The organism is Reichenbachiella ulvae (assembly GCF_025833875.1).
Classification (GTDB): Bacteria; Bacteroidota; Bacteroidia; order Cytophagales; family Cyclobacteriaceae; genus Reichenbachiella; species Reichenbachiella ulvae.
The window spans coordinates 5,468,579-5,486,232 of the sequence record NZ_JAOYOD010000001.1 but is presented as its reverse complement, the minus strand read 5'-3'; the positions used below and the strand labels follow the sequence as shown (position 1 = coordinate 5,486,232).

At 40.6% G+C, this 17,654-nt stretch carries 16 protein-coding genes; 4 read left to right on the top strand and 12 right to left on the bottom strand.

Going from position 1 to position 17,654, the window contains the following annotated elements; all coding sequences use genetic code 11:
* Positions 1 to 1,326: an FAD-binding oxidoreductase gene (locus N7U62_RS22585; RefSeq protein ID WP_264140386.1), complete on the bottom strand. Its 1,326-nt coding sequence runs from the start codon at positions 1,324 to 1,326 to the stop codon at positions 1 to 3.
* A gap of 186 nt (positions 1,327 to 1,512) precedes the next feature.
* Between N7U62_RS22585 and N7U62_RS22580 the strand changes: the two genes are divergently transcribed.
* Positions 1,513 to 2,673 carry a glycosyltransferase family 2 protein gene (locus N7U62_RS22580; RefSeq protein ID WP_264140385.1) on the top strand — a complete coding sequence of 387 codons (1,161 nt, stop codon included), beginning with the start codon at positions 1,513 to 1,515 and terminating at the stop codon, positions 2,671 to 2,673.
* Here the strand turns inward: N7U62_RS22580 and N7U62_RS22575 are convergent, their stop codons facing one another.
* Genes N7U62_RS22575 through N7U62_RS22565 form a run of 3 tightly spaced genes read right to left on the bottom strand, consistent with a single transcriptional unit; the run spans position 2,674 to position 5,917 of the window.
* Positions 2,674 to 3,267 carry a MiaE family protein gene (locus N7U62_RS22575; protein WP_264140384.1) on the bottom strand — a complete coding sequence of 198 codons (594 nt, stop codon included), beginning with the start codon at positions 3,265 to 3,267 and terminating at the stop codon, positions 2,674 to 2,676.
* Between the two features lie 40 nt (positions 3,268 to 3,307).
* Positions 3,308 to 5,140 (bottom strand): putative porin, encoded by a 1,833-nt coding sequence (locus N7U62_RS22570; RefSeq protein ID WP_264140383.1) that lies wholly within the window; start codon positions 5,138 to 5,140, stop codon positions 3,308 to 3,310.
* Positions 5,141 to 5,149: 9 nt separating this feature from the next.
* Complete coding sequence (locus tag N7U62_RS22565) at positions 5,150 to 5,917, bottom strand: hypothetical protein (RefSeq protein ID WP_264140382.1); 768 nt, start codon at positions 5,915 to 5,917, stop codon at positions 5,150 to 5,152.
* Between the two features lie 45 nt (positions 5,918 to 5,962).
* Between N7U62_RS22565 and N7U62_RS22560 the strand changes: the two genes are divergently transcribed.
* From N7U62_RS22560 to N7U62_RS22550, 3 genes are read left to right on the top strand one after another with little or no spacing between them, the layout of a single operon-like run.
* Positions 5,963 to 7,057, top strand: coding sequence for a Nif3-like dinuclear metal center hexameric protein (locus N7U62_RS22560; RefSeq protein WP_264140381.1), 1,095 nt, complete (start codon positions 5,963 to 5,965; stop codon positions 7,055 to 7,057).
* A 7-nt stretch (positions 7,058 to 7,064) separates the two neighbouring features.
* Positions 7,065 to 7,838: a zinc ribbon domain-containing protein gene (locus N7U62_RS22555; protein WP_264140380.1), complete on the top strand. Its 774-nt coding sequence runs from the start codon at positions 7,065 to 7,067 to the stop codon at positions 7,836 to 7,838.
* Positions 7,839 to 7,875: 37 nt separating this feature from the next.
* A complete protein-coding gene (locus N7U62_RS22550) occupies positions 7,876 to 9,360 on the top strand; it encodes a tetratricopeptide repeat protein (protein ID WP_264140379.1) in 1,485 nt (494 codons plus the stop codon).
* A 50-nt stretch (positions 9,361 to 9,410) separates the two neighbouring features.
* Here N7U62_RS22550 and N7U62_RS22545 read toward each other — a convergent pair whose 3' ends face one another.
* The 8 genes from N7U62_RS22545 to N7U62_RS22510 all read right to left on the bottom strand — a co-directional run bounded on the left by N7U62_RS22545 (position 9,411) and on the right by N7U62_RS22510 (position 17,632).
* Complete coding sequence (locus N7U62_RS22545) at positions 9,411 to 10,820, bottom strand: M48 family metalloprotease (RefSeq protein WP_264140378.1); 1,410 nt, start codon at positions 10,818 to 10,820, stop codon at positions 9,411 to 9,413.
* 88 nt (positions 10,821 to 10,908) lie between these two features.
* The gene (gene ispE, locus N7U62_RS22540; protein WP_264140377.1) at positions 10,909 to 11,709 is read right to left on the bottom strand and encodes a 4-(cytidine 5'-diphospho)-2-C-methyl-D-erythritol kinase; all 801 of its coding nucleotides are present in this window, start codon (positions 11,707 to 11,709) and stop codon (positions 10,909 to 10,911) included.
* A gap of 75 nt (positions 11,710 to 11,784) precedes the next feature.
* Positions 11,785 to 12,597, bottom strand: coding sequence for an enoyl-ACP reductase FabI (locus tag N7U62_RS22535; RefSeq protein WP_264140376.1), 813 nt, complete (start codon positions 12,595 to 12,597; stop codon positions 11,785 to 11,787).
* 83 nt (positions 12,598 to 12,680) lie between these two features.
* Positions 12,681 to 14,330, bottom strand: a complete 1,650-nt coding sequence (gene recN, locus N7U62_RS22530) for a DNA repair protein RecN (RefSeq protein WP_264140375.1) — start codon at positions 14,328 to 14,330, stop codon at positions 12,681 to 12,683.
* Between the two features lie 61 nt (positions 14,331 to 14,391).
* Positions 14,392 to 15,297, bottom strand: coding sequence for a type IX secretion system protein PorD (gene porD, locus N7U62_RS22525; RefSeq protein ID WP_264140374.1), 906 nt, complete (start codon positions 15,295 to 15,297; stop codon positions 14,392 to 14,394).
* Positions 15,284 to 16,477, bottom strand: coding sequence for a bifunctional phosphopantothenoylcysteine decarboxylase/phosphopantothenate--cysteine ligase CoaBC (gene coaBC / locus N7U62_RS22520; protein ID WP_264140373.1), 1,194 nt, complete (start codon positions 16,475 to 16,477; stop codon positions 15,284 to 15,286). Before coaBC ends, porD begins: the two co-directional genes overlap by 14 nt.
* Positions 16,478 to 16,486: 9 nt before the next feature.
* Positions 16,487 to 16,810, bottom strand: a complete 324-nt coding sequence (locus N7U62_RS22515) for a DNA-directed RNA polymerase subunit omega (protein WP_264140372.1) — start codon at positions 16,808 to 16,810, stop codon at positions 16,487 to 16,489.
* A 12-nt stretch (positions 16,811 to 16,822) separates the two neighbouring features.
* Positions 16,823 to 17,632 carry an outer membrane protein assembly factor BamD gene (locus tag N7U62_RS22510; protein ID WP_264140371.1) on the bottom strand — a complete coding sequence of 270 codons (810 nt, stop codon included), beginning with the start codon at positions 17,630 to 17,632 and terminating at the stop codon, positions 16,823 to 16,825.
* Positions 17,633 to 17,654 lie beyond the last annotated feature (22 nt).

The window sequence follows — 17,654 nt, the reverse complement described above, 5'->3', positions numbered from 1 at the left end:
TCAGAGATTTTCCACAATTTCTAATCTTCTACCCAAGTCAGAATTTACTTTCCCTTTGGGGTTAACCTCTTTCACTATTTGTTCGAACTTTTTGGCATTGGGATAATTATCCTTAAAAATATTCGGTCGCATCCTAGCATCCTTCGACAGATAAATCCTTCCCCCATAAGAGGCAACTATTTCATCCAGCTCATCTAAAAATTCAAAAAGTCCAGGCTTAATTGGAAAATCCAGTGCTAAAGTATAGCCTTCCATCGGAAATGAAATAAAGCTTTCTTTATCACCAAACAGTTTTAATACAGCCAAAAAAGATCCCCATCCTTTCGCTCTTATCTTTCCAAGTATTTCAATCAAACCTTCCTCACTGTTCTCTAATGGTAAAACAAATTGATATTGAACAAACCCCTTTTTACCATACATTTTGTTCCAATGAAGGATTGAATCTAAGGGATAATAAAAACCATCATAGTGAACCACATTTTCCTGAACTTTCCTTATATTTTTATTATAATAAAGCCAATTAAATGCCTTTATCGATAGTTTATTTAGAACAAATCCAGGGAGATAAAATGGCATTGTCAGTTTACCCTTTAAACTAACTGCTAAAGGGTTTTTCCTAGTCTTTGAATCTAATTCATCAATTTTTGCATGTTCCCCACTGATAAAAATGCTACGCCCAAATGAATCACCTCCTTTTAAACAATCTATCCAAGCCATTGAATAGGTAGCATCCTTATTTTCTTCAAAAAGCCTAATAATCTCCTTTAGGTTAGAAGCTTTGATCTGTTTTTGCTTTATATAACTTGATTCGACTTTTATCAGCTTGAAAGAAACAGTATTGATAATACCTGTCAATCCCATACCGCCCCTTGTGGCTTCAAATACTTCTGAATTTGTACTAGGACTACAAATCATCTCCTCTCCCGAGCTTAAGATCAATGAAATTTCAGAAACATGGTCTCCAAAGCAGCCCATTACGTGATGGTTTTTACCATGTACGTCTGAAGCCAATGCACCTCCGACTGTTATATATTTGGTCCCTGGAGTTACTGGGAGAAACCATCCTTTTGGAACAAAGACATCCAACAAAGTCTCAAAAGACACTCCTGATTGACATACAATTTCTCCTGTTTCAGAATCAAAGGAAAGTATTAAATCATGTTTTAAAGTACTGTATACTAAATCCCCGATTGCAGCATCTCCATAACACCTTCCTAACCCACGTGCTATAAAAGTTTTATCCTCTGCCACTCCATCATTCTTCCAATCGACCAACTCTACTGATCTCTTTGGATAATTATTCCAGTTTGAAATTTCCTTCTTCATTTTTTGCGGAAATAAGTTTATTTTAGGTTGAATTGCTTGGGTACAAATATAAGAAATAGTACGGCCTATTTTTGGACTTTTTTAATATTAGCGAAGAATTCTTTTCATAAAAGATCTATAGAATTGTATTATCTTCACTACGCTGTATTAGTTTTGATTTTTAAACATTTCAAACCTTTCACCTAAATGGAAATATTGTTTTGGGCCATGATCGGCCTTGTAGTTTACACCTATGTAGGATATGGAATAGTGCTTTATATGCTGGTCAAGATCAAAGGCAGTTCTATTAAAGAAGAAATCTTTACCCAAACCTACGAAGTACCCATTACGCACATCATCGCTGCCTACAACGAAGAGGACTATATCGAAGAGAAAATCGAAAACGCTATTAACCTCAACTATCCTTCTGAACTCAATCAAGTTTGGGTAGTCACAGATGGTAGCTCGGATAGCACTCCCGAAAGAGTCAAGAAATTTCCCAATGTTAGACTGTTTCATTCTCCTGAAAGAAAAGGAAAAATTCATGCAGTCAACAGGGTCATGCCTGAGGTCACTACCCCCATAGTCGTCTACTCAGATGCCAATACTGTTTTGAATTCCATGGCCTTACACAACATTACCAGACATTACCTTGATCCAAAAGTGGGATGTGTATCTGGGGAAAAAAGAGTAAGACAGGAAGATTCGGATCAGGCATCCTCAGCAGGTGAAGGGATGTATTGGAAATATGAATCCTTTCTAAAGAAACTAGACTACCAACTTTACTCTGTAGTAGGTGCCGCTGGAGAACTCTTCTCCATACGTACAGATCTCTACGAAACCATCCATACAGACACACTAATAGAAGACTTCTACTTGTCGTTATCTATTGCCCAAAAGGGCTATAAAATCGCCTACGAACCAGACGCTTACGCACTAGAAAACAGCTCTGATTCAATCAAAGAGGAATCTAAAAGAAAAATAAGAATTGCAGCTGGTGGACATCAGGCGATTTGGAGATTGCGATCGTTGATGAATATTTTCAAATATGGCTGGCTCAGCTGGCAGTATGTTTCCCATCGTGTATTGAGGTGGACACTGACTCCTTTGGCTTTGCTTGGCGTACTGATTCTAAATTTTTACCTGGCACTGGATTCTGGCTTCTACCGAGTCGTGCTGGTTCTACAGATGGGGTTTTATTTCTTAGCTTTCTTAGGCTTTGTACTTCAGACTCAAAAGATCAAGGTAAAAGCACTTTTCGTCCCTTTCTATTTCACCTTCATGAATGTTTCCGTATTTCAGGGCTTTGCCAGAATCATCAGAGGGAGACAATCGGTACTATGGGAAAGAGCGGCAAGAAAGAAGTAATCAGTGCATTCTATCCGAGCGCACTTCTAAGTTTTTCATTATCTCGGCTTCTTTTTCTAAGAATTCACCCCACCTCTTCATGGTGTATTCTTCTCCTTTGTACTTTTTAGCCAGATCGAGGAAGGTATGATAATGACCCGCTTCTGAAACCATTAGCTCATAATAGAATTTGGACAAGTCCTCATCTTCGATATTTTGCCAAAGCAACTTGAAGCGCTCGCAGCTCCGTGCCTCTATCAAGGCATTGAGAAGTAGCTTCTCTACCAACTGCTCGTCTCTGCTACCACCGCTCTTCAGAATTTTAGAAATGGCAGCTACGTACTCGTCATTACGTTTGCGACCGAGCGAAATGCCTCGATTCTTCATTTTCTCCAGCACTCTTTCGAAATGCCCCCACTCTTCGGCAACCAAATCAGTCATGATCTCCACAAGGTCCTCTCTCTCTGGATAAGTAACGATCAAAGATATACCCGAAGATGCTGCTTTTTGCTCACAATAGGCATGATCAATCAATATCTCTGCTATATCCTTCTCAGCAATGTTAACCCATCTTGGATCTGTAGGCAGATTGAGTCCCAAAGTCGTCTTTTCCATTTCCTTAGTTGCTTATTAATATCCTTTAAACTCTTGATTTTTAATCAAAAAACATCCATCTCACCCCTAAATCAATAGCTCTCCGCTGTCCTGGATAATAGGGTGAAGCAAAGTAACCACTGTCTCTTTGCTGATTGATGTAAACCCAGTTGAAGAAGAAAGTCAGGTTATTCGCCTTCATCACGAAAAACAAGTCCGAGGTGAAATACATAGGCATTTTAAAGTCATTCTGAATATGGAATTGCTGAGTAATAGGATCATAAGCTTTGGCATAATAAGCTGTCTGCCATCGCAGGTCAAATCCAACTTCAAACTCCATGAAATCATTGAACACGATATTCTTATAGTACACCTTGCCATAGTAGTTCCAATCAGGCATTCTCATGGCAGCCGCTCCTCCTCCTGACAAATTGTTCCATACCAATCTATTATCAAGATGAATATGCTTACCTAGTGTAAGATTTGCCTTCACAGAATACTTGTTAATGAAAATCGGATCACTTTCCTGAGTAGGTTTCTTATCCAATCCAAAATACACATACTCATCTACACTAGATATATCAACAGATGGCTCTAGATACAGAAATGGCAACTCATAAAACAATGACCCCTGAATGGAATTGGCGATAGTAGAACCAAAAGAATTGTTCCATTCGTAATGATTACCAAAATATCTATCCGTCATAAATGCAGGTTTATACAAACTGCTGATATAGCTAGCCTTCAAGAAATTGTTGGTGAAATTTCCTTTGAAATAATAATTGCCATCTTGCATCACCTCTGCCTGACCAGACAGGGTATACTTGTCTGTTAGGTGAATTTTGATGTCGCCACCAAGATAATTTTCTGCCTCATTCTCAAATGGCGAAATGTACCTATACTCCATTTTCACATCCCTCCTCTTTACATAAGCAGAATAGAAAATACGACTAGCTACACGTCCCTTGATACCCGCTTCGATATTGGACTCTTTGTACAGAGAGGCATCCTCTGTAGAGTCTATTCGAATCAGATATTGATCATAATAACGGGCTTCTATCGATTGGGTCAATGGCGTATCTGTGTATTCATTTTTCACTTCCTTGTAGGTGACACTATTGTACACCTCAAAGAATGGCCTCAAAGAATACTCATGATATAAGAAAAATCGATTCCGTTTGTCAAAACTTTGGGCATTGCGCAAATAGATATTCGCATCTTCGTACTGATACAGATCATCCGCATCTTCGTAGACTACCTCCCCTCCTGTTTCTAATACCGTCTGATCATGCGAATAAGCATGAAACATCATATGGTACTTTAGATCTTTGGATCTATAAAAGGTATAAATATCGGCCGCAGTTAATTTGACTTGATTTTCCCTAACCGAAGAGGTGCCTATTTGTTTTTGAGAAGAAATGTGCAGGATGTCGAAACCCACATTCCACTGAGGATTGATATTTCTGGAGAAGTTAAAATCAACCATATTTCTACCCTTTCCACCGAAGTAGGCTCCCAGAGTTATGAAGGGCGACTTGCTGTCATAGTACCTAAAGTCTTCAACAGTTTTAACGTAAGGTTCATAGGCATGAAACCCCGTAGTTCTTCCTACCAATTCAGGAATAGCATAATATATAGGTTTCAGAGCGGTACCATTATTCCCCAGATCTTGATAGTCGATTTTAGCTCTTCGATGCACTTCAAAATTCTCTACATTGTGGATAGAAGTATCCATCACATGATATAAGGTATCACTATGCTTGAGATCACCCACGGTGATGTATCGGGTAGAAGTAGGTCCATAGACCAACTTGGTAGAATCATCTACAATCTGTGCGAGAGCTGCCAGAGTAACATTCAGAAATATGAAAAGTAATGAGATTTTTCTAACCAAAATTCCGAGCTATTTCGTTCCAAAAAGCGAATTTATAAACAAGCGGACAAAGGTATCACGATCCGTTGCAAATTCTGATCCATCTGGTGAATAATATACCTCCATTGTCTCCTGATTTATTGCGCTCGATTCCCGCACAAAGCATACCAAAGTTTCCTTTCCACAAAAGCTTCTCGCCTCTTGATCAATGGCTATTAAATCCGCTAACTCCTTATAAAAAATCAAACATACATCTATACAATGGAGTTGATTCAAAGGCTCCAGCCTGTTTCCCACTGGAGACATCGTTTCATTCCAAAAAAGCCGTTCCGAAGAAGTCAACAAAAGATTGGATTGTTGTCTGATTTCAAAATTCAGCTTTCTGGTTGGGACCAAGATGCTCTTCATATCGGAATACAAGGCAAAACACTCCGACACTGCCAGTACCATACTCTGACGATAGCCTATCACCTTTGAGTCTCCCTTCCGCAAGGTTGAATAATTTGCACCGTCTATGGGATCTAATGTTTCTCCTGCATTCAGAAGGGAAAGACGTGGTATAAATGAAATCGAACCTCCATCCATGAGATTATTGAGAAAAGGCAAATAAGTCAATAACTGCTGGGTTCGAAAATGATGCAGAACAGCAATCGTTGGCAATTCAAATTCCACCGATTTCCATCTTCCCGTCTTGAACATGATACGCCTCCAACGAGCCATTATTAAAGTAATCCATGTAAAAGGCAACAATAACATTTTCGCTATCCATTCCATCACCGCAAAACTAGGTGGATGCATCTGAAAAGTTTTAGATTTGAAGCGATACTTAATCACTGAAGCAAAATGAAAATCAGCGAAGTAATAGGAATACTAAATCAATGGGCACCTCCAGCCTATCAGGAATCTTATGACAATTCGAGATTGATCACGGGTGATCCCAATCAGGAACTAAAAGGCGTCCTCATCTCACTAGATTGTACAGAAGCAGTGGTCAGAGAAGCCATAGAACAAGGTTGCAACATGATAGTAGCCCATCACCCCATTGTTTTCAAAGGATTAAAAAGCCTGACAGGAAAAAACTATGTGGAACGTACTGTCATTCAGGCCATCAAAAATGACATTGCGATTTTCAGCATCCATACCAACTTGGACAATGTCCAGACAGGAGTCAATTATAAAATTGCCAAAAAAATAGGCCTGGAGCAATGTCAAATTTTGGCACCCAAAGGCGAAATTTTGACCAAACTGACCACATTCATACCCAAAGCACATACTGATGAAGTACTAAAAGCCATGCATCAGGCAGGGGCTGGAGAAATCGGCAACTACGACCACTGCAGCTTCTCGGTAGAAGGAACTGGAAGATTCAGAGCCAATGAATCAGCTAACCCACATGTAGGCAACAAAGGTGAGGTTCATCAGGAAAATGAAAACCGAGTAGAGGTAATCATCCCCTCCTATCTACAAAACAAAGTGTTGCGTGCGCTTAAAAAAGCACACCCATACGAAGAAGTGGCATATTACCTCAGCAACCTAAACAACCTCAATCAAGAAGTGGGCGCGGGAATGGTTGGAAAACTGCCTACACCTATCCCGACCAAAGAATTCCTTCAATTACTCAAGGATCGATTCAATCTCTCAGTAATCAAACATACCTTTATTCATACCGACACGATCGAAAAAGTAGCCCTATGTGGTGGAGCTGGCAGCTTTTTATTGGGGACAGCCAAATCCTCTGGGGCTGACATATTTATCACTGGGGATTTCAAGTATCACGAGTTCTTTGATGCCGAAGATTCCATCATTATTGCTGATATCGGACACTATGAAAGTGAAGTGTTTACAAAAGAATTGATATATGATTATTTGAAAGAAAAAATCGCTAATATTGCACTCAATTTCTCCAAGGAGAATACAAATCCGGTAAAATACTTTTAGAAAATTCATGGAAAGTACTGTAGCGCAAAAGCTTGAAGCTCTCACTAAATTACAATCAATAGATTCTGAACTTGACGAAATTAAAAAGGTTCGCGGTGCACTACCTGAAGAGGTAATGGACCTTGAGGATGAGGTTGCTGGTTACGAAACCAGAGTAGCCAATCACAACAGTGCTATTGAAGATTTAGAATTGTCCATCACGAACAACAAAACTGCCATCAAAGATGCAGAAAAGCTGATCCAGAAATACGAGGAGCAGCAAATGAACGTGAGAAACAATCGAGAGTATGATGCTATCACCAAAGAGGTGGAATTGCAACAACTCGAGATTCAGATCCTGGAGAAAAGAATCAAAGAAGCTCACGCCAAAATCGAAGCGAAAAACGAGGAAATCCTCGATACAAAAAACGCTTTAGAGGAAAGACAAAAAGATCTTGACAATAAGAAGGGCGAGCTAGACAACATCACCGCAGAGAGCGAGGAGGAAGAAAGCAAATTGATGAAAGATAGAGAGAAGGCTTCAACAAAAATTGAAGAGAGACTTCTCAATTCTTACAACAAAATCAGAGGAAACGTAAGAAATGGATTGGCCGTAGTTCCTGTTAAAAGAGGAGCTTGTGGCGGATGTTTCAACGTGGTACCTCCCCAAAAGCAAGCTGAGATCAGAGAGAAGAAAAAACTGATCGTATGTGAGCACTGTGGTCGAGTATTGGCAGATGTAGAAGAAGTAATCGAAGAGAAGAAACCTACTAAGGCCAGAAGAACTAAAAAGAAGGCATAATTTGAACCTTTTGGGTCGACATATTAAGAATTTAAAGGTGAGTTATGCTCACCTTTTTTTGTTTATTCTTTTGCTCCTTAGCCATTTTCCTACCTTTGGACAAAAGTCAATCGACTCCTATCCGCGCATTTACCAAGCCTACCAAAACATCCTCAAACTCAAGTTCGAGGCAGGCAGAGATCAGCTCAAGGCAATCATTCCAAGTCAAGAGGAACTTGGTCACTACCACTACACCATGAGCCTTGCAGACGCTATGGAAATCTTAATTTCTGAAGACGAGTCACTCTTTAAAAAATATGAAGACAGTGAAGATAATCATCTGGAAGGAGTTGAAGAATTAGATGATGATGATCCCTACAAAAAATTCTATTCTGCTGAGATAAAGATACACTGGGCCATAGTCAAAACACTATTTCAGGAAGAAATGAGAGCAGGCTGGGCACTAAAAAATGCCTACAGCGAAATCAAAGACAATATTGAAGAGCATCCGGACTTTAAACACAATTACAAATCTCTTGGTACACTTCATGTGCTTTTCGCCGTGGTGCCCGAAAGTTACTATTGGGTATTAAGGTATTTTGGACTTAGAGCCAATGTCATAGAGGGCTGGCAAGAATTAAGCGAGATCGATTTCAAAAACCCCTACTGGCTCGAGACCAGTTTGATCAAATGTCTGATCGCCATTAACATCGTCAACAAAGAAGAGGTCACCATGGATTTGCTTCAAGACATCCTGCAACACAACAAGGACAATCTTGCCGTAAATTACTTCTACAATCTCGCCCTGATCAAATATTCACACAGTGAAGATGCCCTTAGCTCTTTGACGAGACTAACCTACGTAGGGGGTGAGTATTATTCAATCTCTTATATTTTATATCATCTTGGAGAAATCTATCTGCAGAAACAAGAGTACGACATGGCCAGACTGTATTACTCCAGATTCCTGAATATGCACAAGGGCAAAAATTACATCAAGGATACCTGGTTCAAAATCTTCCTTTGCTACTGGTTAGAAGGACAGAAAAAAATAGCAGAGTTGCACTGGGAAAAGGCCCAAAAATCGGGACAGGAATTCGTAGCAGCAGACAAAAATGCGGCAGACTATCTATCCAGAGACAAATACCCGAACCCAGAGCTCTATAAAGCCAGATTGGCTACCGATGGTGGATACTTTGATATTGCGCATCGCACACTCAAAGGCATCAAACAGCAAAGTATAAAAAGCGAAAAAGAGGAGGTTGAATACTTTTATAGATATGGAAGACTCTACGACAAGGAAGGAGAAAAAGAAGAAGCCATCTTCCACTACCTAAACGCTATCAAAAAATCAGGGGATGAAAACTGGTATTTTGCTCCGTCGGCATGTTTATACACGGGCTATATCTACGAATCTCGAGGAGACTATGAAAAGGCAGCATACTACTTCAACAAGGTCTTTTCTTATAACAAGTACAAATACAAAGACGGTCTGGACTACAAGGCAAAAGCTGCCCTACTACTCATAAAGGATAAAAAATAAGAAAGGGAAGTCCTAGGACTTCCCTTTCTTATTCATGTTTTGAGCTATATTTAGTTGTAAGGTTCTTTCTCCATAAACTTCACTTCCTGGTCTACCAATTGATCATCAGCGCTCTGACCATTAAGAATTTCCAATATTTTTATATTTCCGTCAAAGCCTTTCTCTTTCGCATACTCTGATAAAGTAGAAGCCTCAGTTTCTTCAGCTCTCAACAGTTTTGTAAATACTCTGGCTCTTTCTTCTTCATTAATTAATCTAAATGAAGAGATTGACTGCTGAATTTTATTCAACTGCTCTTCACTAGATGTACTACCTACCAACTGTATCAAACCATTGACACCATCAAACTCGATCCATGTCACAACGGTCGTATTTGATTTTCCATCCTCTACCAACAATTCCACAGCATTAAAGCCCCCGATTTCCTTTTTCTTATCCACTGTCAACATGAGTCCTTTTTGTCCCTTTAGACTCTTTGCATAGGCCTTGTAGGCCGCTTTAGCAGACTCATTCTCTTCGTCCAGCCCCAGTCCCAAACCTGATCCAGACTTCCTATCAGTAGCAGTCAGAGACTCAGGAGTATTCTTCGACCCCCAGCCTTCTGGCAATTGAAAAGATATGTTCAAATCGGAATGCAAAAACAAATTATCCTCCAGGACAACACCATTCTTAGGGTTTTGTCCCAAAATCAATCCATCGATAGCGGGCAAAATTGATTTTTGCACATATCTATCTGACATACTCATGTCTGCTGTTAATTCCTTTAGGTTATCTACCCTCTTCTTGGTCAATGGATGGTCGTCAAAAAGATGAAAACTACTTTCTTCTTCTGTCAGGGTTTGCACAAAAAACTCGAGCTTGACCAGTGCTGAACTCAATGCCTTTGGATCAAAGCCAGCCGCAGCTGCCAATTCTACTCCACTCTTATCGGCATGGTTCTCCTGACTTCTGTCAAATGCAGAATTGACTGTCTTGGCCGTCACTTCTATGGGGTTATTCATCAAAGCGCCTAAAAGCTCACTGAACATAGACCCCACCAGATTACCTGGGATCTCCAGTACTTTAGGAAAAATTGTTCGACCAATTTTCTTCTCACTATGCTTAAGTAAGATATGACTAAATTCATGTCCAAGTACGCCAGCTAACTCATCCTCCGTGTCCAACAAGGCCAATAATCCGCGTGTGACATACACGTATCCTCCTGCCGTAGCAAAGGCATTTGGGTCCTCAGTATCTACTAAAAAATACTTGAATTGTTCGTCGTGCTCGGGCATTACCTCTTCCAATCGCCTACCTATATCCATGACATAGTCCAACAATTCCTCGTCTTCATAAATCCCCATGGATCTCTGCACTTCCGCAAAGGTGGCAGCCCCCATTTTATCGCTCAATGTGGAACCTTGACCAAAAACTGCAACACAGCTAAAAAGAAAAACTCCTGTTAAAATAAATCGGATCATTATAAGTTGATTTGGTTATTTTTTCTCGAAAGATAACAAGTCATTAATAGCTATCCATCGAACGGCCTCAAAAAAAGAAAAGGAACTACTAAAACTGGTGTGTAAAGGACGGATATGGAAAGGAAACAGGTTCAGCATCATGCTCCCAAATCGAAAATATCGAACTACCACTACCTGACATAGCAGCATAAATAGCACCTTCACCATACATTTTCTCTTTGATTTCCTCCAATTCCGGATGTGCTGCAAAAACTGGTTTTTCAAAATCATTGACCAGCTTATCTTTCCAGCTATCCACCGGCTTTATAACTACATCTTTTGGCCAATGAGTCGGGTCCTCTGGTGTTATGGACTGAAAAGCCTGACCCGTGTTAACATGAATCCCAGGAAAAACCACTTGCAACTGATACCCTTCTAAAGAGAGGTTAACAGACTCGAAAACCTCCCCTATACCTCCAACCAGTTTGGCTTTATTCTCAATAAAAAAAGGACAATCTGCCCCCAACTGAGTTGCGTACTTCTCCAACTCGGTGACAGGTAGTTTCAGATCAAATAAGTCATTCAAGATCTTCAAGGTAAAAGCAGCATCCGAAGAACCGCCACCCAATCCAGCTCCCATTGGAATTACTTTATGCAGATGAATACTGACTGGAGGCAAATCATAGTTACCTTTCAATAAATGATAGGCCTTGATGACAAGGTTAGTATTCTCATCCCCTGGGATGGGTATACCTGTTGACTGAAATTGAAATTGATCGGATTCAACAATTTCTAGTACATCACACCAGTCGATCGGAATAAAACAAGAACTAAGGTTATGATAACCATCCGGCCTACGAGAGAGGATATTGAGGCCTAAATTGATTTTGGCATTGGGAAAGGCAATCATTGTTGGATCAAGAGTCAACAGTCGGTAGACCAGAGTCCTATGAGAACTCTGGTCTACCGACTCCAGACTATTCTATTATTTTTTCAACTGCTCAACCAGACGATCTGTGATTCCCGAATAAGAGAATCCACCATCGTGCATCAAGTTTTGCATAGTCACCATTTTTGTAAAATCTGAGAACAAAGTCAGACAGTATTCTGCGCAAGCCTCAGCTGAGGCATTTCCTAATGGAGACATTTTATCTGCATAGTCCATGAATACGTCAAATCCACCCACACCAGAACCCGCAGTGGTCATGGTAGGAGACTGAGAGATTGTATTCACTCTTACATTTTTCAATCGGGCAAAACGCTCACCATAACTTCTTGCGATAGACTCTAACATAGCTTTAGCTTGAGCCATATCTGAGTAATCAGGGAAAGTTCTTTGTGCTGCGATATAAGTCAAGGCCAAAATAGAACCCCACTCATTCATTGCATCTTGCTTTTCAGCCACGGCCATTACTTTGTGAAAAGAGATAGCAGAAATATCCATGGTCTTGAGCATCCAGTCATAATTCAAGTCTCCATAGTCCTTTCCTTTTCTCACGTTAGGGCTCATTCCGATAGAGTGCAGCACAAAATCAAGCTTACCTCCTAAAACCTCTGTAGATTTCGAAAACAAAGCTTCTAAATCCTCTACTGAAGTAGCGTCAGCAGGAATAACTTCAGACCCACATTCTTCTGCTAATTGATTGATGGCTCCCATTCTGAGTGCTATCGGTGCGTTTGTCAACGTAAATGAAGCTCCTTGCTCTTTAGCCTTCTGGGCTACTTTCCATGCTATGGAATCTTCATTCAATGCACCAAAAATGATTCCTCTTTTTCCTTTTAAAAGATCACTAGCCATTTGATATTATTTTATTTGATTGTTCGTTTATTGCTATTTGAGAGGCAAAGATATGAGATTCTTTGACTTTCATTTTCTAATTTCTATCCTATTAACTCTCGTGCACTATTGATGGCCACTTCGGACGGATTATCCCCTCCTATCATCTTTGCAATGGCTTCCAGTCTAGACTGGTCGTCCAGCAATTTGATTGCACTTTGAGTCTTATCTGATTGGTTATCCTTGTAGACAAAATAATGTCGATCGCCTTTGGCTGCCACTTGCGGCAAATGACTGATGGAAATCAACTGGTGATTGGCTGACATCTTTTTCATCAACTGTGCTAACTTAATAGCAATCTCGCCTGACACTCCCGTATCTATCTCATCAAAAATGACCGTAGGCATGGCTGTCTTACTTGCCAGCACATATTTGACGCAAAACATCAGTCTGGAAAACTCCCCACCAGAAGCCACTTTTGACAAAGGCTCAGGTGATATCCCTTTGTTGGCAGTGAATAAGAACTCCACTTCATCAATACCCATCTTCCATGGATCTACCCGCTTGTAGGCCACTTCCAGATAGCCATCAGGCATTCCCAATTCCTTCAGCAATTCGGTAATTTGATTACAGAAAGTATCGATTTTGCTTCGTCGCAATTCTGAAAGCGATTCCGCCTCCTGCACCATTTTTTTCTTCAACTCGGACAATTCCGTTTTCAAGGACTCTAACTTCTCGTCCATATCCATCACTCCACTGGCCTCCTGCTCCAACTTAGTTTGGATATCCAACAAGGCACCTACCGAATTGACCTGGTGTTTTTGCTGAAGCTGAAAGATCAAATCTAATCGACTCTTCACTTCTGCAATACGCTCAGGGTTATGTTCTACGGTTTCCTGTACAGCATTAATCTCACCGATCACATCGACTATTTCTGTCACAGCAGAACTCAACCTCTCCCCTAAACCTTCAATTTCCTTCCCAAAAGAAGCCATTTTGTTCAGAGCACTTACAGCCTCCTTTAATCGATCATTGACTCCCATGTCCTGACCATCAAATTCGTTGTAAATCTGTGAAAGTTGAAGTTTAATTTCTTCGGCATTTTCCAACACCGACAACTCCTCTTCTAGCTCCTCTTGTTCACTAGACTGTAGATCTGCTTTGACTAGTTCATCTAACAGGAAGTTCTTGTAATCCGCATCTTGCTTGGCACTTTTCGTTTGCTCTAGCAAATCATTGAGTTCTCTTTCTACACGGTTGTATTGCCTAAATACTGACTGATAACCAATCAGTTGTTTCTTGCTTTGAGCAAAGTCATCTAAAACTTCCAGTTTCACCTCTTTCTTACTCAATTGGAGGCTTTCATTCTGAGAATGGATATCAATCAGTTTCAATCCCAGCTCCTTCAAAACATCCAAAGTCACTGGAACATCATTGATAAAAGCTCTTGATTTGCCCTTAGGACTGATCTCACGACGAATGATACTATGATCTTCATAGTCCAAATCCAGTTCTTCAAAGAGAGTGTTGAGGCCCAAGTCTTTGACTTCAAATTCTGCTTCAACTATGCACTTTTTTTCCTTATCCAGCAGCGCTTTGACATCTGCACGATTTCCTAATAGCAAGCCTACCGCTCCTAGCATAATAGACTTACCTGCACCAGTCTCGCCTGTGATCATATTCAAACCTTGGTGTGGTTCGATATTGAGCTCGCGGATGAGGGCGTAATTGCTTATAGAAAGATGCGTAATCATAAGGTTTTCAGACAGAAAATGATAGCCACGAAAGAAAAGCGAATCTAAAAAATAATCCGATCTAGTTGGTCAAAATCTTTTTGAATTCATCATCCCTGGATGGGTCAATTGTCTTCAAAATATCATATGCCTCCCGACGAACATTCATATTACCCTCAGAGAATACACTGACCAGCTCATCCGCTTTGGTATCCATAAAGGTGATCACCATGATCGATCGCGGTTTGGCTCGGTTTACCTGATTGATTTTTTTGATGGCTTCTAAAATATTAGCTCTTCCCTTCTCTGGATCCTCTGCCATAATATCGAGCCCTTGTCGGTGATAAAGGTACATGGCTTCCCTAAACCCTTTCATCACTTGATCCAGGGCATTTTCTGACCACCAATAGCGGTTTCGCACGCTACTGAATTGATCCCATCCACCATATCCACCCTGCTGAGCCAATCCAACCAATTGCCACGAATTTTCGAACAGTCGATCTCCTCCTAAATTCTCAAAGGTATCATAGTCATAAGCCAAAATCATATAGGCATAATAAGCCAGTAGTGAAGTGATATTGGTAGTATAGGCATTGTCCGAATAGTTGAGGGGCTGCGATTGGGTGTATTCAAAATTGAAATCACGATCCGCAAAATTGATAATGGAGGTTTCGTAATTGGTACCATAGACTGGCCGAATCGACAATACTTGAACACTTGCCTTAAAATTAGACACGTCGGGTTGGCTCTCCATATTGATCATGATCGCGCACTTGATCTTTTCATTATTCTGGAACTCACCTTCGGTCCACTTCCTGTCATTCAAAAACCGAGTGAACTCATCCTCCATTTCATCAAACACCCTACGTTCGGTGGTTTGGAGCTGCTGAGCATTGATTTGAACACGACAGTCCAGTTCCTGCGCTTTTAATGAAAAGCAGATAACCGTAACCAGAATTAAAAACAGAATTCTCTTAAAGCAAATCATAAATGGCATTCACAATATCCAGGGCCACTTCCTTCTTGCTTTTCACGCCGAATGGAATGGCTGTACCTTGGCGGTTGAAGATAGTAATTTTGTTGGTATCATGCGAAAATCCAGCCCCTTTGTCATTCAATGAATTTAAAACTATCAAATCAAAATTCTTCTTTTCTAATTTCTGCTGGGCATGAACTTGCTCATTTTCAGTCTCCAGAGCAAAACCTACATTGATTTGATTATCAGACTTTAGTTTGCCCATCTCAGCGGCTATATCCTTATTTTTTACCAACTCGATGGTCATGCTACCATCCGATTTCTTGATCTTTTGATCCGCAATCTTGGCCGGGCGATAATCAGCAACAGCAGCTGCAAAGATGGCAATGTCTGCTTGTCCATATTTTGAAGACACTTGCTCATACATTTGTTCGGCTGATTGAACCTGTGTCAAGAATACCTTCCCTGACTCAATAGGATATTTCCCAGGCCCAGCAACTAACTGAACTTCTGCTCCCTGATCTGCCAAAGCATGTGCAAGTGCCAGCCCCATCTTTCCTGAAGAGTGGTTTCCAATAAACCGAACAGGATCTAGCGCTTCATAGGTAGGACCAGCAGTAATCACTACCTTTTTATCCTTAAACCGTTGATTAGACTGAAACAGCTTTTCTACAAAAGCCAAAATATTTTCTGGTTCGGCCATGCGGCCAGTACCTGTCAAACCACTGGCCAACTCACCATGTTCGGCATCTATGATTTGGTTTCCAAAGGATTGGAGTTTTTGAATATTGGCAAGCGTGGATGGGTGTTGATACATGTCCAGGTCCATCGCGGGCGCGATAGCTACAGGACATCTTGCTGATAAATAGGTTGCGACCAGCAAGTTGTCGCAGATTCCATTGGCCATTTTGGCTATGGTGTGGGCACTAGCAGGAGCTACCAACATCAGGTCCGCCCAAAGACCCAAATCGACATGATTCTCCCATTCACCCGATTCATTTTTAACAAATTGGGTGGCCACTGGATGCTTAGATAGCGTGGCTAAGGTCAATGGAGTGATAAAAGACTGTGCAGATGGTGTCATCACCACCTTGACCTCTGCCCCTGCTTTGACCAGCAATCTGATCAGAAGAGCAGACTTGTATGCGGCGATACTACCGCATACAGCTACTAATATCTTTTTTCCCTCCATGAGGGTAATTTATACGTTGATTCCGCCTTCTTCGCTATCCGCGTCTCTGAACATTACCTTTTTCTCAAGGAATTCTTCGATAGCTACCTTACTTGGCTTAGGCATTCTTTCGTAAAACTTCGAAATTTCGATTTGCTCTCTGTTTTCGAAGATCTCTTCAAGGTTATCGACAGTAGATGCGAATTCTGCTAGCTTACCGTTCAACTCTTCTTTTACGTTAGAAGAAATTTGTCTTGCTCTCTTAGAAATCACAGAAATTGATTTGTAAACATTTCCTGTTTGCTCAGAAAGCTTAGCTACATCTCTTGTTTCGATTGAAGGATTAATTGCCATAATATGTATGATCTAAATTGATAATTTTTCTAATTCACGGACAGATTCGATATAGATCTTTTCTGCCTCCTTTATATACTTACTCTCAGGATATTCATCTACTAACTCCTGATAAAGCTCAATGGTTTTGTCGTAGCGCTCTTTTTGTTTAGCGCGTATACTTTGCTGGGCATAACTAAACTCCGCGTCCACAGCCAGATACTTCACATCTTCGTTCAATTTCGAATCTGGAAATTCCTTTTCGAATGTCTCGAAAGCCACTCTTGCAGCTTCCCATCTTTCCAGTTTATGATAGTGCTTAGCATTTTCATATGCCTTCTTCTCCAGCTTTTGCTGCATCTCATCTATCATTTTATTAGCATCCTCGGTATAGTCTGTATAAGGATTTCTATTCAAAAAAACCTGAAAAGCATTGATAGCTGCATAGGTACTTTGCTGATCCAAATTGTAATCCGGAGACTGGAGATATAAAGAATAGGCCTCCATATAAGAAGCCTCTACTGCCCATTCGCTTCGTGAATACACTCTTGCAAAATCACCGAAATAACTCGCACTTAGGATGTATTGTTTTTGGTGGTAATAAGAGTAGGCTCTATAAAAAGTAGCCTTTTCCCCATCAACTGTACCTTTGATCACAGGCAAAACCTGATCTAACAAGGTACCTGCCTTATAATATTCTTCTTCTTCGTAATATGCCAGAGCTGCCTGATACTTCGCATTCCAATCTGTACTTTTTTGAAGTTTCCTGAATTCGCTACAGGAAGTAGCCGCAATCAGCCCCAAAAACAGTACAAAAACCCCAAAAACTCTTGTTTTTCGCATAAGCCTGCAAATATAGTGTGCT

Bases quoted from the DNA above. Each gene is read 5' to 3' on its own strand.
- recN (WP_264140375.1), bottom strand. From the start codon at position 14,330: ATGATTACGCATCTTTCTATAAGCAATTACGCCCTCATCCGCGAGCTC.
- N7U62_RS22510 (WP_264140371.1), bottom strand. From the start codon at position 17,632: ATGCGAAAAACAAGAGTTTTTGGGGTTTTTGTACTGTTTTTGGGGCTG.
- N7U62_RS22560 (WP_264140381.1), top strand. From the start codon at position 5,963: ATGAAAATCAGCGAAGTAATAGGAATACTAAATCAATGGGCACCTCCA.
- coaBC (WP_264140373.1), bottom strand. From the start codon at position 16,477: ATGGAGGGAAAAAAGATATTAGTAGCTGTATGCGGTAGTATCGCCGCA.
- N7U62_RS22580 (WP_264140385.1), top strand. From the start codon at position 1,513: ATGGAAATATTGTTTTGGGCCATGATCGGCCTTGTAGTTTACACCTAT.
- ispE (WP_264140377.1), bottom strand. From the start codon at position 11,709: ATGATTGCCTTTCCCAATGCCAAAATCAATTTAGGCCTCAATATCCTC.
- N7U62_RS22565 (WP_264140382.1), bottom strand. From the start codon at position 5,917: ATGCATCCACCTAGTTTTGCGGTGATGGAATGGATAGCGAAAATGTTA.
- N7U62_RS22515 (WP_264140372.1), bottom strand. From the start codon at position 16,810: ATGGCAATTAATCCTTCAATCGAAACAAGAGATGTAGCTAAGCTTTCT.
- N7U62_RS22555 (WP_264140380.1), top strand. From the start codon at position 7,065: ATGGAAAGTACTGTAGCGCAAAAGCTTGAAGCTCTCACTAAATTACAA.
- N7U62_RS22535 (WP_264140376.1), bottom strand. From the start codon at position 12,597: ATGGCTAGTGATCTTTTAAAAGGAAAAAGAGGAATCATTTTTGGTGCA.
- porD (WP_264140374.1), bottom strand. From the start codon at position 15,297: ATGATTTGCTTTAAGAGAATTCTGTTTTTAATTCTGGTTACGGTTATC.
- N7U62_RS22575 (WP_264140384.1), bottom strand. From the start codon at position 3,267: ATGGAAAAGACGACTTTGGGACTCAATCTGCCTACAGATCCAAGATGG.
- N7U62_RS22545 (WP_264140378.1), bottom strand. From the start codon at position 10,820: ATGATCCGATTTATTTTAACAGGAGTTTTTCTTTTTAGCTGTGTTGCA.
- N7U62_RS22585 (WP_264140386.1), bottom strand. From the start codon at position 1,326: ATGAAGAAGGAAATTTCAAACTGGAATAATTATCCAAAGAGATCAGTA.